General features: G+C 54.3%; 13 protein-coding genes and 1 pseudogene. 7 read left to right on the top strand and 7 right to left on the bottom strand.

All coding sequences use genetic code 11. The features are described from left to right. Nucleotides 1-829: 829 nt before the first annotated feature. The gene (locus tag C4520_12795) at nucleotides 830-2,629 is read right to left on the bottom strand and encodes a hypothetical protein (GenBank protein ID RJP19554.1); all 1,800 of its coding nucleotides are present in this window, start codon (nucleotides 2,627-2,629) and stop codon (nucleotides 830-832) included. A gap of 121 nt (nucleotides 2,630-2,750) precedes the next feature. On the opposite strand from C4520_12795, the gene C4520_12790 reads away from it, so the two are divergent. Further along, nucleotides 2,751-3,488 carry a hypothetical protein gene (locus C4520_12790; GenBank protein RJP19553.1) on the top strand — a complete coding sequence of 246 codons (738 nt, stop codon included), beginning with the start codon at nucleotides 2,751-2,753 and terminating at the stop codon, nucleotides 3,486-3,488. 85 nt (nucleotides 3,489-3,573) lie between these two features. Here the strand turns inward: C4520_12790 and C4520_12785 are convergent, their stop codons facing one another. The 5 genes from C4520_12785 to C4520_12765 all read right to left on the bottom strand — a co-directional run bounded on the left by C4520_12785 (nucleotide 3,574) and on the right by C4520_12765 (nucleotide 8,319). Then, complete coding sequence (locus tag C4520_12785; protein RJP19552.1) at nucleotides 3,574-4,512, bottom strand: SGNH/GDSL hydrolase family protein; 939 nt, start codon at nucleotides 4,510-4,512, stop codon at nucleotides 3,574-3,576. Nucleotides 4,513-4,604: 92 nt separating this feature from the next. Further along, nucleotides 4,605-5,522 (bottom strand): SGNH/GDSL hydrolase family protein, encoded by a 918-nt coding sequence (locus tag C4520_12780; protein ID RJP19551.1) that lies wholly within the window; start codon nucleotides 5,520-5,522, stop codon nucleotides 4,605-4,607. A 136-nt stretch (nucleotides 5,523-5,658) separates the two neighbouring features. Continuing rightward, the gene (locus tag C4520_12775; GenBank protein RJP19550.1) at nucleotides 5,659-6,738 is read right to left on the bottom strand and encodes a DsbA family protein; all 1,080 of its coding nucleotides are present in this window, start codon (nucleotides 6,736-6,738) and stop codon (nucleotides 5,659-5,661) included. After that, nucleotides 6,677-7,354 carry a hypothetical protein gene (locus C4520_12770; GenBank protein RJP19549.1) on the bottom strand — a complete coding sequence of 226 codons (678 nt, stop codon included), beginning with the start codon at nucleotides 7,352-7,354 and terminating at the stop codon, nucleotides 6,677-6,679. Before C4520_12770 ends, C4520_12775 begins: the two co-directional genes overlap by 62 nt. 275 nt (nucleotides 7,355-7,629) lie before the next feature. Continuing rightward, nucleotides 7,630-8,319: a methyltransferase domain-containing protein gene (locus C4520_12765; protein RJP19548.1), complete on the bottom strand. Its 690-nt coding sequence runs from the start codon at nucleotides 8,317-8,319 to the stop codon at nucleotides 7,630-7,632. Nucleotides 8,320-8,800: 481 nt separating this feature from the next. Here C4520_12765 and C4520_12760 point away from each other — a divergent pair, with 481 nt between their 5' ends. The 6 genes and pseudogenes from C4520_12760 (at nucleotide 8,801) to msrB (ending at nucleotide 14,641) form a co-directional block, all read left to right on the top strand. Further along, nucleotides 8,801-9,754, top strand: coding sequence for a radical SAM/Cys-rich domain protein (locus tag C4520_12760; protein RJP19547.1), 954 nt, complete (start codon nucleotides 8,801-8,803; stop codon nucleotides 9,752-9,754). Nucleotides 9,755-9,806: 52 nt separating this feature from the next. Continuing rightward, the gene (locus C4520_12755) at nucleotides 9,807-10,514 is read left to right on the top strand and encodes a TVP38/TMEM64 family protein (protein ID RJP19546.1); all 708 of its coding nucleotides are present in this window, start codon (nucleotides 9,807-9,809) and stop codon (nucleotides 10,512-10,514) included. A 20-nt stretch (nucleotides 10,515-10,534) separates the two neighbouring features. Further along, the gene (locus C4520_12750; protein ID RJP19545.1) at nucleotides 10,535-12,058 is read left to right on the top strand and encodes a mercuric reductase; all 1,524 of its coding nucleotides are present in this window, start codon (nucleotides 10,535-10,537) and stop codon (nucleotides 12,056-12,058) included. Continuing rightward, nucleotides 12,058-12,687 (top strand): annotated as a pseudogene (locus tag C4520_12745) (glycosyltransferase). The gene C4520_12750 and the pseudogene C4520_12745 overlap by 1 nt, the downstream one beginning before the upstream one ends. A 27-nt stretch (nucleotides 12,688-12,714) precedes the next feature. After that, the gene (locus tag C4520_12740; GenBank protein RJP19556.1) at nucleotides 12,715-13,413 is read left to right on the top strand and encodes a glycosyltransferase; all 699 of its coding nucleotides are present in this window, start codon (nucleotides 12,715-12,717) and stop codon (nucleotides 13,411-13,413) included. Nucleotides 13,414-13,516: 103 nt separating this feature from the next. Further along, entirely contained in the window at nucleotides 13,517-14,641 is a 1,125-nt protein-coding gene (gene msrB, locus C4520_12735; protein RJP19555.1) for a peptide-methionine (R)-S-oxide reductase, read from the top strand. A gap of 40 nt (nucleotides 14,642-14,681) precedes the next feature. Here the strand turns inward: msrB and C4520_12730 are convergent, their stop codons facing one another. Then, nucleotides 14,682-15,134, bottom strand: a complete 453-nt coding sequence (locus tag C4520_12730; GenBank protein RJP19544.1) for a DUF1772 domain-containing protein — start codon at nucleotides 15,132-15,134, stop codon at nucleotides 14,682-14,684. Nucleotides 15,135-15,146: the final 12 nt, after the last annotated feature.

Here is a 15,146-nt window from a genome sequence, read left to right as displayed (position 1 = left end):
TTCAAGTATCCTCTTCAGACACTCGATATGCAGGATTTAGTTCATGCTTTTCAATTATTTATGACTTTTTCTCACCCACAAATTCTCATGAGGACCCTATTTTTAAAAGCTTTTTTCACCGCGGAGGCACAAAGAGGTTTTCTTCAGCGCCGAAGACCGTGCGAATAAATTCGCACCTACCGGTTGGAGCGCACCTGGCGGGCGAACCCCAATGCCGGTAGGGCCGAATTCATTCGGCCAGTCTTTCAAAGAAAATCTCCCCCCAAACAAACCAGGACACCAGGAAAATAATCTGAAGAAGAAACATTCCAAATAGGAGGCAACAGAGGAAACGGAGGAGAAAATCTTCTATCTTTTGCGTTTATCTCTGTTACGGGCACGCGGTTGATATAGATTTAACGTTTAACCCAAGATTTCTTTTGCCGGCACCGGCGCAAAAAGCGCAGCGCCGCGGAGCCGCAGAGAAAGCTGGGCACAACAGGACCTCTTAGCATTCCTTTCTGCTGACGCCTCCTCACCGGGTTGACATTCTGAGCGCAGCGAAGAATCTCTCTTTGGTCTGTTAAAGAGCAGAGATTCTTCGTCGCTTTGCTCCTCAGAATGACAAATTGTCTTGGTCTTCTGAGATGACGCGGCTAACCCCGCGTATTCTGGATTCCTGGCGGCAGCGGGGTCGCGCCCCGAACGCGGGCGGGACATGCGGTAATGGCGAAAAAAAGGAATTTATTTGTGGAATTCGTCAAATTCGTAATTCGAGCTCCAAGGTTTCCTGGTTGCGGCTTTCTGCACTATGGAAGCCGATGATTAGACATTTTTTAATCACAATTTGTCATGGCGGCCCCGCCTCAGTTTCCGCGATAATATTTTCTAAAACCATTCCGTCGAAATATCCCGTGGGCACGTTCCTTCCCATGAGGTGCAGGAATGTGGGCACGAAATCGATCACCCGCGAATGATCTATCGAACCGTGACGTATCCCCGGGCCGGCAACAGCAAATGTAGTGAGCATTTCGCTGGCGCTCAATCCCCCATGTTTCGACCACGTGCGCGCATTGAATGAATGGTAATCGTCCGGAACCATGATAACCGATCCCGAGCGAGGCGTTTCCATGATCTGCGCGATTTGGACGGGCGCGTCCGGATATGCGGTTTCAGCGGTCGCTTCGAGCCACTCCATATCACCATGATGGCCCTCCCTGATAAATGCCGCCAGAGAAGGGTTCTGCATGTATTCCAGCGGGTCTTTTCCTTCAATGAGTTCGTACCCGATTTCGACCGGCTTCCCATTCCGAACCTTCGCCCTCACGCGCGATGAGCCCGAACGACTTACGACCCGCGTCTCATGCGGCTCGCCGGGAACGAATTCATTCTCTCGAACCAGAAAAAAATTCATTCCGTCTATCGAGGTGATGAACTGTATGAGGTTAACGTGCCTGCTGGAGCCCAGAGGATAGCTCAGGAGGTCTTCATAATAAACCTGCTCGCGCCAGTCCTCCGCCTTGGTTCCCCCATTTTTTGAGAGAAAAGCAACAACCGACCCGCCGCCCGCTGTGCCGAGCGCGCAGTTGTAGCCTTTTATGCTGCCGCTGCCGATGAGGACCGATCGGATTCTCAGCAGTCCGGAGAGACCTGATTTTGCTATTAATTCATGGGAAACGAATTGGGCCTTGAAGCCTTTCTTCTGAAAGAGGCGATCGATGCGGACGTACTTTGGATCGACAGGAATCTGGCCGTGGTCGGAGAGCAGAAAGAAGAAGGTCCTGTCATAGATTTCAGCCTGCTGGTACACGCGCACCAGGCGGCCGAACTGGGTATCGGCCTCGATGAGGGAATCACGCACGTCGTCGCTCCAGGGGCCGTCCTCGTGGCCGAAATGGTCGGGAGCCCATTCGTAATAAAGCACCGCCGCCGGAATCTGCCGGCGCAGCGCCCGGGTAGTCGGGGAAAAGGAAGCCAGCGAGTATCTCAGGATGCCGGAAGGGCTCGCGGGATTCAGGAGAGAGATAACATTGGTTTCCTTGGCGGGATTCAGGAGCGCCAGCGTCTTGAGCGGTTTAATGAGCATATCCGGCGCGATTGCGTGCTCCTGTTTGACCGTTTTTCCGACATAATCGAGGTCTCTGAATTCTCGAAAGATATCGATGAACGAACTGGTGAGATGGCGGGTGTAATCGCCGCCGATATTGAGCGGCAGGCCGAATGATAGGGTTCGCCGCCGCGGAAAAAAGTCGAAAAGGAAGCGGACGTTTTCCTCGAGGTCGCTTTGATACTGCGGGAGCAGTGCGCTCAGATAACTCTTGTACCTGGCCTGCTCTCGATCGACCCAGAAGAAGTTTGGAACTTTATGGCTGGAAGGATAATACCCGCTGAAAATGCTTGCCATCGCAGGAAAGGTGAGCGGGGGGAACACGCTTACGTGGTGCTTCGAGTGTATTCCTCTTTCATAAATGTGCGTTCGAAAATTCGGAAGCTCGCCTTGCTCGAGCATTTGCATGAACAAGTCGTTCGGGATTCCATCAATCACGAAAATGAGGGCAAAGGGGCCCTCCTGCGCAGCAGCGCACAGTCTTGCGGGCAAAGCGAATTGCAGAACTGTGAATAGAAGAATGACGATTTGCTTTCTTACCAAGGGCTTATTCCTTTAGTAAATGTGACAATTTACTCCTGAAAGAGAAAGCTCGGCGTATCCACATCCCACTCTGCATCTTGGACAGAATAGCGTTCCTTCGTCTCTCTGTTGATACTAAGCTATGGTTTCCGTTCAAATTCCGGTCACCATCAAAAGCGGTAAGGGGCCTGAGCGAAAGGGTTCACCTTTTCTGCCGGTGATCTTTTTTACGGTAGCGGTCGGAACATGTTTATTTCCTGGATGCCTGGCCAAAAGATATCAAAAAATTCAGGAGATCCCGATCCAAACAGAGGCAACGATTCTGTATGCAAACCATTATCATAATGAGTCCAAAACGACCTCCACAGTAAAAGTTTCCTTCGGCAGAACCGGAACTGACCGCGGTTTTTGCGAGTTGGTTCTGGAGGGAAAATTAAGCAGTATCTCCGCCGCGGTTCTGTTCCCCGAGGATGTAACCGTTATCCATTCGCAAGTCAGGTACCAATATATGGATAACGGCATCTGGTATGAGAAAACGGGAAAGGAGCCGCCGAGAATTCTGGAAGTGTTAGACGAAGAGTTGGCCCCGCTAAGCATACCCGGGCACATTCTTCCGTATGGGTTTGACAGCGGATACAGATTTATGAGAAAACTGCTGAAGAGATCGCTTGATGGGCCAACTCTGAATGATGATCTGGAGAACGAATACGATGCGGTCGCTATCGCATTTATGGAGCGAAAAGGTGTGGAAGCTTTCTTGATACGGATTCCTCTGGAAGGATTGAACCCACTGAGGATATATGATTTGAAGGTTATTGCCGAGTATTATGACGGCGAGACCAGACGTCTTAATGGTGATGCTTACCTGATATTGGAATGATGTTCTGCGGCAAGCCTCACGGTCGAATGAACGGGGAAATTAGATATGTCTCTTCAAAAAATGCCCCTCTCGGATTGTCTCTCGCTTAATCCCCCTCCCCGAAAGTTCTGAACGGTCCGACATACCATGCCACTGCCGATAAGGTTTTCTGCCCTTTGGCGGAAGGGTGGAAACAGTCGAGGTTAGAGACATGGCTTTCGTTGAACGGGAACACAAACGGCAGTTTCGTCCAATAGTAATAGTGATGAGGATCGGCGGCGTTATATTCCGCCGTCACGCGTTCGAGGATTTTGTTGAACGCGATGTTGCGGCTGCGCGTGAATTGGCGGTCGGCCTCGCTTATGAGCGGGTTGAGCATCGTCCCGCACGGAAACCAGTTGAGCAGCGTCGTCGCCCACAGCAATTCGCAGTCGACGATGCCGAGAGCCTTTTTGTCCTGGCCCACCACGTAAAGCCGGTAGATATCAACTATCGCAAGAACGTAGACAGTCGCGCCGTTAGGGAGGCCGTTCTTGAGATTCTCCATGCCCTGCCGGAAATTAGCTTCAAAAACTGCGTCAGACGGGATATCCTCGAAATGGTCCTGGCAGACGTCGTTGTGGCCCATGAAGATGGTGACATAGTAAGCGCTCTGGCTGACCGCCTGAGACGTCTGGAGCGGGAGATCGAATATGTCGGCGCCGCTGACTGCATCCATGTAGTTTGTGCGCCCGCCGCTTCCCCATTGCGCAGTGATCCTCTGGTTGTGGCTCCGCACGTCGGTCAACCCGAGTAACCATTGCCAGAAACCATAATAGCCGTTGACCCAACTGGCATTTGAATTCTGGCCATAATACTCCACATCGATGCCCGCGCTGATACTGTCGCCGGTCGAACTGAGGCGCCGGGGGACAAGCTGCGGGTCCTTGGCAAATGCCCTTGCCGTGAAGAAGCAGAGCATCGCGATCGAAAGCAAAAAAACGGGAATTCGAGAGCGAAGGAAGGACTGCATTGCCGGGTTTCCTTTCCACAGCCGCGGCTTCATGGGGTGCAACAAGCTGCCGGATTAACTGTAATTGGCGCCATAGGGAGAAGAGGCGCCGGTTTTTGCCGGCGCCCCTTTAAAAACATCTCGTCTCAGCTTCCTCTCTGATAGGCGGCGAATGGACCGACGTTCCAGGATTCGCGCGAAAGCGTCTTCTGTCCCTGTCCGGACGGATGGAAGCAATCCAGGGTGGATACATCACCGGACGTATAGGGATATATGAACGGCATGTTCGTAAAATAGTAGTAGTGATGCGGATCGTTTGCGTTGAATTCCGCCGTCACATTCTGGAGAATGTTGTTGAAAGCGATGTTGCGGCTGCGGGTGTACTGCCGATCGGCCTCGCTGTTGAGCGGGCTGAGCATCGTTCCGCAAGGGAACCAGCCGAGCAGCGTCGTCGCCCAGAGCACTTCGCAGTCGACGATTCCGAGCGCGTACATGTCCTGTCCAACGTCATACAGGCGCCGGATATCCACAATTGCGAGAACGTAAACGGTTGCGCCGTTTGGCAGCCCGTTCTTCAGGTTATTCATTCCCTGGCGGAAATTCGCCTCGAACACCGCATCAGACGGTATCTCCGCAAAAGTGTTCTGGCAAACGTCGTTGTGGCCCATGAAAACGGTCACGTAGTAGGCGCTCTGGCTGACAGCCTGCGAAGTCTGGAGCGGTATATCAAAGCTGTCGGCGCCGCTAACGGCATCCATGTAGTTCGCGCGGCCGCTGCTGCCCCAGTTAGCCGTGATTCTCTGGTTGTGGCTCTTTACGTTGGTATATCCGAAGAGCCATTCCCAGAAGCCGTAGTAGCCGTTGACCCAGCTCGCGTTGGCGTTTTGTCCGTAATAATCCACGTCGATGCCTGCGCTGATGCTGTCACCCACTGAGCTGAGCCGGCGCGGAATGAGCTGAGGGTCTTTCGCGTAGGCTGAACTCGTGAGAGACAAGATCAGTGTCAAGGCCAGGACGAGGAGCAAGAGAGAGCCCGCAGGAGAACTTCGTAGTCCACGAACCATAGGTAGGTCTCCTTTGTTGTTCCTTCAGACACGGTTGAAAGAATGGAACAAACGATGTGGTGCTGCGTCTTTTCCCCGGGTAACCACCTCCTCTTTAAGGCGGGCCATACGAATCCGCCTGTTCGGTGAGGAAGAACTAGATGTCGGCCCCCGCTTTTTCGCGAGACGCGGAACTCTCCTGCGTCTCCCGAGGCGCAATTGCCAATTCTTCCGCCACCATTTGCTTCAACTTCTCGTAATCGAACATGCCGCTGATATAGCGGCCGTTCACGAAGATAGCGGGAACTGAGCTCACACCCGCGTTGGCTCCTTCCTCGATATCGTGTTTTATCTCCATGATGAAGGAGGCCTGTTTGTGCAGTTGGTCGAATTCGGCGACATCCATTCCCAGTTCTGCGAGAAGTCTTTTGACGTCATCCTGCGAGTATTCCCCGGAGTGGGTGTAAATCTGATCGTGGAATTCCCAGAACTTGCCGTTTGCGTGGGCCATTTCGCCCGCTTCGGCTGAAAGCAGTCCCAGTTCATCGAAGATGTTGAAGAAATCGCGGTGAACCCACCGGATGGCGCCGGGGAATTCCTCGGTAAGCTTTCGGATTTTGCCGGCGCTCTCGGCGCAGTGTTCACACGAGAAGCTGGCGAAGTGGATTATGGTAACGGGGGCATCGGCCGGCCCGCGGGCCGGATCGTCGTCAGTGCTCACCTGCTGGCGCGGGGATTCCGGCGGCTCGAGGAGAAACCGGTAGTCAGCCTGTTGGCGCAATTGTTCCTGAAAATCGAGTCTGCGCTGGATGCGTTCGCGTTCGGTCAGGTAGAGGCTGACCCGGCCGCGCATTTCAGCCATCATGTCCTCGTCGGCGACTTCAATATTTTGCTCCTTCATATAGGCGTCAACGTCGGCCTCGGTCGGCTTTTTCGCCTTCGAGTCCGCCTCCTGCTGGAGCAGCTCCTCCGGGGTCAGGTTCCGCTTGCTCGCCTCCTCTTCCAAAAGGAGCTCGTCAACCAGCGCCTGTGATTCCGTCTTCAGCGTATTGTAGATTTCCCACCGAAGCCGATAGATTTTTGTGGCGGCGCGACTTTCGACTTGAGCTTCATTGATAGGTTTGCCATTCAAGGTGGCAACGGGTTGCTGATCGGCTCGTGCTATAAGCGGGAGACTAAGACCTGCCGTCAGGGAGATAATCAACAACAAGCTCTTCATTTTTCCCCGGCCTTTCATCCTCTCCGAATTTTACCGGTGCATCTTCGCCCAGGAAAAATTCGCCCTGGGTCATTCCGGTTATTTGCCGGAAATCCTGCATCGCGGTCGCCATTTGCTGCATTGCCCGGCGTATAGCAGGTGAATTCTCGCTGGAGCGTTCCAGCGACTTCATCTTCAAATTAGCCTCGCGAAAGGAGCCGATGCTTTCCGCCAGCCTGTCGTATTCGCGGTCGGAAAGTTTCAACGATGGATGATTACGCTCGACATGTGCGCGCAGTTCGGCAGCCGTCTGCGCGACATCTATGTAAGCTTCTTCAACCGGAACTCCGGAGGCGAATGCCTCCCTTAATTGCGATGGCTCCATGCGTGATACCGGGGAGGGCAGATCGGGGGTAGCGCCTGCGCCTTTCTTTTCGACCGGCACGGCAGGCGGGGAAGCGGCCGGCGGCGCAGGCGGGAGGAAGAATTCGGGATTGGGCGCCTGCTGCGCCGGAGCTGTAGTCTCGGCCTCTTGCTGGAGGGCGGATGACTTCTTTTGGCGCGGGGAAATGATCAGGTCTACGGCCAGGATCGAGACGGCGAATGCCGCTCCGAAAATCAGGAGAATCAAAGCTCGTTTGACCAGATTATTCATAAGGAAAAGGGGACAAGTTTGGGAGCTTGCTGATCGGGGTTTCCAAGGGAAACCGCAATGCACTTTTGTTGCTGCGTGCCTGTATTCTCCTTACTAACTTGGGGCGAAGTATAACACGTGAATCATTTCACTGTCAAGTGAATCTTTATGAAAATTTTAAAAAATATTTTCACGCTCAGCAACTTTAGATGAGTCAATTGCTTAGGATTCGGTCGATATACTGGTAGCTCCCTATTTAAGGGAGCAGACCAGGGCCAAGCGGGGGCCATTGCCGCTTAAAATCTGCCTTTGGGGCGACCGGCGCGCGGAGGATGTGCACTCTTATCGCCGGTTATAATCAGCATGATCCCTTCTTCGATAATTTTCACATGCACCAGCCCCAATTCTTTCACGCGCCGTCGAAATCTCTCGCTGCTCCACAAGCGCGGCGCCAGTTTCATCAGCGGCCACAAGAAAATTTTCCGCTCGCACCGCTCGCGGCTTATCGTTGATACTGCAAATCGGCCGCCCGGCCGCAGAACCAGCATCATTTCGTGGAGGGCCTTTTCGGGGTGAGGGAATTGCGGGAGGCCGTTGATGCTGATGACAGCGTCAAAGCTTTCCTTTTCAAAGACGGAAGAGAGTTCCTCCGCGTCCGCCTCGAGATATTCGACCGAGGTCTTCAATCGGCGAGCTTTGGCCTTCGCCTGCTCGAGCATTCGGCTCGAAAGATCAACACCGATCAATTCGCCCCGCGGCCCGATAGCGCGTGCGATGGCGGGATGTGCGGCTCCCGTCCCGCACGCGACGTCGAGCACCTTGTCGCCAGGTCGCAGATTCGCCAGTTCGACAAGCCGCTCCTGGAATTCGCCGAAGGAAAAATCTCCGAAAAAATGCAGTAGCTCGATCGCTTTCGGCTGTACCCTGTCGTACCACCGGGCATAATGGTCCCAGCCGGTCTTTATTATTTTCGAGCGCAGACTCATTCTTTTCTTCGTAAGTTCGCAGAAGTTTACTAATTATGCCGAAGCTGCCGCAAGGGTTATCAAGCCACTGCCGCACATTATAACATTCAATGATGAAGGACGAGCGGCCGGGAGTGGTGAGGATGGAAGAAAAAACCACCCGCGGAGCCCATGAGTTGGCCGCGGGGGTGGTTTTCTAATTTTGCTTCTGCTCCTGTTCAAGAATTCTTCTTCGGTCTTTGTGATGCGGTGGCGGGAACTCCTTTTTCTGGTAGGTGCGAATTTATTCGCACGGATCTTCGGCTTGTGTCAAAGGAGGCCGAATGAATTCGGCCCTACCACAACTTCTGTCACTAGGTCAGAAACAAGATGAAAACAATAGAGGCTGGAGGATATTTCTTTAAAAATGGTGTTATTATTACAGATAGAGAGGGACTCGGTAAGAGAACAACCGCAGCGTGCTTGGAGGGGAGCCCAGTTGAAGGGGGCGGAGCAGTGAATTATGAACGATTTTGAAAGAAGGATCGAGAGGTTCCTTGGGCAGGGGCTGTACTGCCGGGGAATCGATATTTTACAAGCGAACCTGGGGCTGCGGTGCAATCAACAGTGCAGGCACTGTCACCTCATGGCCTCGCCGGATCGGGCCGAAACAATGGATTGGCCGATCATGGAATCGATTCTGGCGGCGGTTGGGAAAATTAGCTGCAAGCTTGTTGATCTGACAGGCGGCGCCCCTGAACTCAATCACTATTTTGTTGATTTTATCAACGCGCTTTCCAAAGCCGGTCTGCGAGTGCAGGTACGAACAAATCTGACGGTCCTCCTCGAACCGGGTATGGACGATATGCCGGCCTTCTTTCGAGCCAACAGGGTCCAGCTTGTGGGTTCCCTGCCGTGCTACCTCGAGGAGAACGTAAGCGCGCAGCGAGGCAAAGGAATCTACGAAAACAGTATCGAGGCCGTCAGGCGATTGAACGCCGCCGGCTACGGGCGCGAGGAGGGCCTGGCGCTCGACCTGGTGTACAATCCGGGCGGCGCCTTCCTGCCGCCGCGCCAGACCTCGCTCGAAGCGGACTACAAGCGCGAGCTGCGCGCGCGCTTCGGACTCGAGTTCAATCGGCTTCTGACGATAACGAATATGCCTTTGGGGCGATTCCGGAGGATACTGCGGCGCGAGAATCAGGAGCAAGAATACCTGGAGCTGCTGAAAGATTCTTTTAATCCTGCAACGCTCGACAGTTTGATGTGCCGGCGCCAGATCAGCGTCGGCTGGGACGGCAGCCTGTACGATTGCGATTTCAACCTGGCCCTCGGGTGCGCCGTCAACCACGGCGCTCCGAATCATATCCGCTCGTTTGAGCCGGAGCTCTTGAAAACCCGCCGCATCGTTACCGGAGACCATTGCTTTGGCTGTACGGCCGGGGCCGGTTCGTCATGTGGAGGAGCATTGCTCTAATGACTTCCATGCAGTTGTTGCACCCTCAGAAATTAAAAAAGCGTACTCTATCATGAATGAAATAGATAAACCAAAGCCAAAGAAGGATTTATGGAAGCCGATTTTCCTGCTTGTTCTCATCCTGATGATGCTGGCGCTCGCCAGGGTCTTCGGACTCGGTGAGAAGCTGGCTCTCCTGCGGGAATGGATTCGTTCTTTAGGAGCATGGGGCCCGGCCGCTTTTGTTCTTATCTATGTTGCTGCAGTTGTAGCGGCTGTTCCCGGGTCGGCCCTTACGGTTACCGCGGGCGCACTATTTGGATCGGTAGTCGGCGTCGTCGTAGTCATCTTTGGCGCCACCATTGGAGCGAGCCTCGCATTTCTCATTTCGCGTTATTTTGCGCGGGATGCCGTTGCCCGGTGGTTGTCGACGAAGGAGAAATTCCGGCGGATCGATCAGCTCACTGAAAGGCACGGCGCCATCATCGTGGCGCTGACGCGGCTGGCGCCGATCTTTCCGTTCAATCTCCTCAACTACGGCTTTGGGCTTACGCGTGTCCGATTCCGGACGTACGTGTTTTGGTCGTTTCTGTGCATGCTGCCCGGAACAGTGCTCTATGTGGTGGGAGCGGATGTTTTCGCTCGGGCAGTCTCTCAGGGACGGGTGCCGTGGATTTTAGTCGCCATACTTGCGGCGGCAGCCATCGGCATCGTGTTCCTGGTTCGGGCAGCGCGCCGAAAGCTCCGGGAAAAAGAGGCGAACACAGGTAATCAGGAATAATCGGTTACAAGAGGCCGCTTATGGACAGAAAAATTGAGGTTCTCCCCGCAGACGAGCATAATGCCGCCCTGGTACGCAATGTTCATCCGCCTGATTGGAAGAATCCTGAGCCTGCCCGCCGCTACAACCTCGTAGTGATCGGCGCCGGAACCGCCGGCCTGGTGGCGGCCGCCGGAGCGGCGGGTCTCGGCGCGAAAGTCGCGCTGGTGGAGAGACATCTCATGGGCGGCGATTGCCTGAATGTCGGCTGTGTCCCTTCCAAATGCGTGATCCGTTCTTCCCGGATCGTGGCCGATATATGCGGCGCATCTTCGTTCGGCATCCGTCTTAAAGGCGCAACAGAGGCTGATTTTCCGGCCGTCATGGAGCGAATGCGGCGAATTCGAGCGCGGATCAGCCGGCACGACTCCGCGGAGCGGTTCCGAAAGTTGGGGGTGGACGTTTTCCTGGGGCAAGGGAGATTCACCGGCCCCAACGCGATCGAGGTCGACGGAAAAACACTTCGGTTCAAGAAAGCGGTCATCGCTACGGGGGCAAGAGCGACTCAACCGCCTGTCGAGGGATTGGCCGAAGCTGGATTCCTTACGAATGAAACCGTTTTTTCGCTGAACGAGCGGCCGGCGCGGTTGGCGGTTTTGGGCGCCGGCCCGCTCGGATGCGAGCTTGCGCAGGCCTTTCACCGGCTCGGCTGTTCAGTGACATTGCTTGAAATAGCGCCACAAATCCTGATAAGAGAAGATCGCGATGCGGCCGATATCATTGCCGAAACGTTCCGGCGAGAGGGGATCGATATCCGGTTGAAGACGACGATCAAGCGGGTTTCGGTCTCGGGAGAAGAGAAACTACTGCATCTCGAGACCGAAGGCAGATCGGAGACCATCGCGGTCGATGAAATCCTTATTGGGGCGGGTCGTGCGCCAAACGTCGAGGACTTGAATCTCGAGGCAGCCGGTGTCAGATACGACGCCAGGAGCGGAGTCGTTGTGGATGATAGATTGAGAACAACCAATGCGAATATCTATGCCGCGGGCGATGTGTGTCTTGCGCATAAATTCACTCATATGGCCGATGCAACGGCAAGAATCGTGATCCAAAATGCCTTGTTCTGGGGCCGCAAGCGTTTAAGCGCCCTGACTGTTCCCTGGTGCACTTACACAGATCCGGAGATCGCGCATGTCGGGCTGTACGAAAAGGAAGCGAAGGAACGCAATATTCCAGTGGAGACGTTTGTGCGACAGTTCAGCGAAGTCGATCGCGCAATCGCAGACGGCGAAGAAGAGGGGCTTGCAAAAATTCATGTGCAGAAAGGGACCGACACAATTCTTGGCGCGACGGTGGTTGCGCGGCATGCGGGCGAAATGATCAGCGAGATCACGCTCGCGATGGTCAATAATTTGGGGCTGAAGGCTGTTGCAAACGTGATTCACCCGTATCCGACTCAGGCTGAGTCGTTCAAACACATTGCCGATGCGTATAACCGGACCCGGCTGACGCCGTTCGTCAAGAAAATGTTCACCTTGCTGCTTGCGTTTAGACGGCTGTGATGGAGGTTGTTTACAGGTTGAAAGGCGCCGGCTATCGCCAACGACTGATTATCTTCACCCGCTATCCCGAACCGGGCAAAACCAAGACGCGCCTGACCCCTGCGCTGGGTTCTGAGGGCGCCGCGGAACTGCAGCGCCGAATGACAGAGCACGTCGTTGGACGCGCGCGAAGATTCGCACGGGAGCGACAGATTTTGGTAGAGGTCCAGTACGATGGCGGCGGCAGGCGCCGCATGAGGCGGTGGCTCGGCCGTGATTTCTCCTATAGCCGACAGGACGTAGGTGATATCGGGCAGCGGATGGCCAATGCGTTTCAGGAAGCGTTCGCAGCCGGAGCAGAACAAGCCGTCCTAATTGGCACTGATTGCCCCGGCATCACGCCTGAAATCTTGTTCGAAGCTTTCGACGCGCTTGACGGAACAGACGTCGTTCTTGGGCCGGCGACCGACGGCGGCTATTATCTTATTGGGCTACGCTCCCCGATCAAGGCTCTGTTCGCCGGCTTGCCGTGGGGAACAGGCGAAGTGATCGGGAAGACCCTCGACGTCGCAAGGGAGCTCGGATGCTCCATCAGCTTCGTAAACACACTGGATGACGTGGACAATCCGGAGGACCTCGTTGTTTGGGAAACCGAGGAGCGCCGGGCTCGGCAAGAACTGGAGGCGGAGCGGATTACAATCGTCATCCCTACGCTCAATGAAGCATCGACTCTGGCGGCTGCCATCGATAGAGCTAAAAAAGGCCGCAATATAGAGATAATTGTCGCCGATGGAGGCAGCAGCGACAACACCCTCGGTATAGCTGAATCGCGAGGCGTCAAAGTTGTCGTTGCTCCCGGGGGACGAGCAAAACAAGAGAATGCCGCAGCTGCCGCCGCGATGGGTGAGATTCTCCTGTTTCTGCACGCCGACACGCATCTGCCGAACGGTTTTGACGGTCATATCCGCCGAGTGCTGGCGGAGCCCCGGACTGCGGGCGGAGCATTTCTACTTTCCATAGACGCCACAAACCTCAGCCTTCGCGTCATTGAGCGCGCGGCCAATTTGCGTTCGAAGCTGCTCCAGATGCCATATGGGGATCAGGCGCTATTCATGAGAACAAGTCTTTTCCGCGCAATGGGCGGGTTCCCTGATATGCCGATCATGGAGGATTTCGTTTTCGTTCGGCGCCTTCGAAAACGTGGCGCCGTTGTGATTGCTCCTGTTCCAATTACCACCTCTGCCAGGCGCTGGCTCGCTTTGGGGGTATGGCGAACAACGATAATTAATCAGGCGGTGATATTGGCTTACTATATTGGCGCCCCCCTCGACACCGTTGCACGGTGGTACAGAGCCGCCCGCTCGCCCCTCAGATAACGTGTCCATCTTCACAAAATGGCTGAAGATGATCAATTTTTGCTTGCCGGATTATGCAAAGTTGTTCATATTAGTATGAAGGGAGGGGTTAATATCTATGAGAATGAAGACCAAGATTCTCCTAATCGTTATGGTACTCATAGCAGGAGCGGTTGCCTTGGATCTATTCGGCATTTTTAATCGGCAGGTTGAAGGCGACGAGGGGATCAACCAGGACAATCTGCAAACGGCCACATTTGCGGGAGGCTGCTTCTGGTGCGTTGAAGCAGATTTTGAGAAGGCGCCCGGAGTGGTCGAAGCCATCTCGGGGTTCGCAGGCGGTCATAAGGAAAATCCTTCCTACGAAGAAGTATCTTCGGGCACAACGGGACATGTGGAGACCGTGCGGGTTTATTATGACCCCTCGAAGACGGACTATAGTCAACTCCTCGAGGTCTTCTGGAAACATATCGATCCGACCGACCCGGGAGGGCAGTTTGTCGACCGGGGCGAGCAATATCGCAGTGTGATCTTTTATGAAAATGAGGAGCAGAAGCGGCAGGCCGAAGAATCAAAGAACGCGCTCGATGCCTCCGGCAGGTTTGAAAAACCCATTGTCACCGAGATCGTCCCGTTTACCAACTTCTACAAGGCGGAAGATTATCATCAAGACTACTACGACACCAGTAAACTGAAGTATACGTACTACCGCTGGCGCTCAGGACGGGACCAGTTCATCGAGAAAATCTGGGGAAAAGAGCCGGAGAAGGTTGCCTTGACAAAGGAGCAGAAATACACCAAGCCTGATGACGCGACCCTGCGCAAGAGGTTGACACCGCTCCAGTACGAAGTCACACAAAATGAAGGGACCGAACCGGCGTACAAGAACGAGTACTGGGACAATAAGCGCGACGGCATCTACGTTGATATCGTCTCAGGCGAACCTTTGTTCAGCTCGCTCGATAAGTTCGACTCAGACACCGGTTGGCCAAGCTTCACCAAACCTCTCGTTCCGGAAAACATCGTCGAGAGGGAAGACAACAAGCTCTTCTTTATCAAACGGACGGAGGTCCGAAGCAAACACGGTGATTCGCATCTTGGCCACGTTTTCACCGATGGTCCGCCGCCCACCGGCCTGCGTTATTGCCTCAACTCCGCCGCCCTTCGTTTCATCCCCGAGGAGGACCTTGAAAAGGAGGGCTACGGCGAATTTGCCGCTCTGTTCACGCCCGAAAAATCTGACGCATGAGTTTGCCGCAAAGAAACAGTAGAAATCGGCGTGGGGTGTTTCATTTATCTGCATCTGTGAGCACGGACAGAACCAATGAAATGAATGCGCTCAGATTCAGGACTGCGCCTGCGGCATGAGAATATTCCCATTGCGCGCGCAGATGCTCCCAATTTGCAGGCAGCATCGTCCAGTTATTCGTCTGCCGGTTTGCCGGGTAAGTAAATGTCCAGAAGATCACCTGCGTGCCCGCTATGCACAGAAACGCTGCGAGAGACAGGGCAAATGTTTTCGGTTTTCGTCGAACCATGAAAGTCAACGCGAGTGTCGAGATCAGCGCTCCCGCCACGACAAAACCAAGCAACGCCCAGCCTCGATAAATCTGCTGAACTGTCAAATACGCTTCTCGGGAAAGCTCGATCTTGTTCGGCAGTTCGAACAAGTGAGCAAGCGATGCCGCAAGCGCAATGGCAGTAAATAGCAGAGCAAGAAAACGGACTATTTTAAGCCGCATATACTGTCCTTC

This window comes from Candidatus Abyssobacteria bacterium SURF_5, assembly GCA_003598085.1.
GTDB lineage: Bacteria > Abyssobacteria > SURF-5 > SURF-5 > SURF-5 > SURF-5.
Note: the sequence above shows the minus strand (reverse complement) of the source record. Positions and strands in the feature narration are given on the sequence as shown.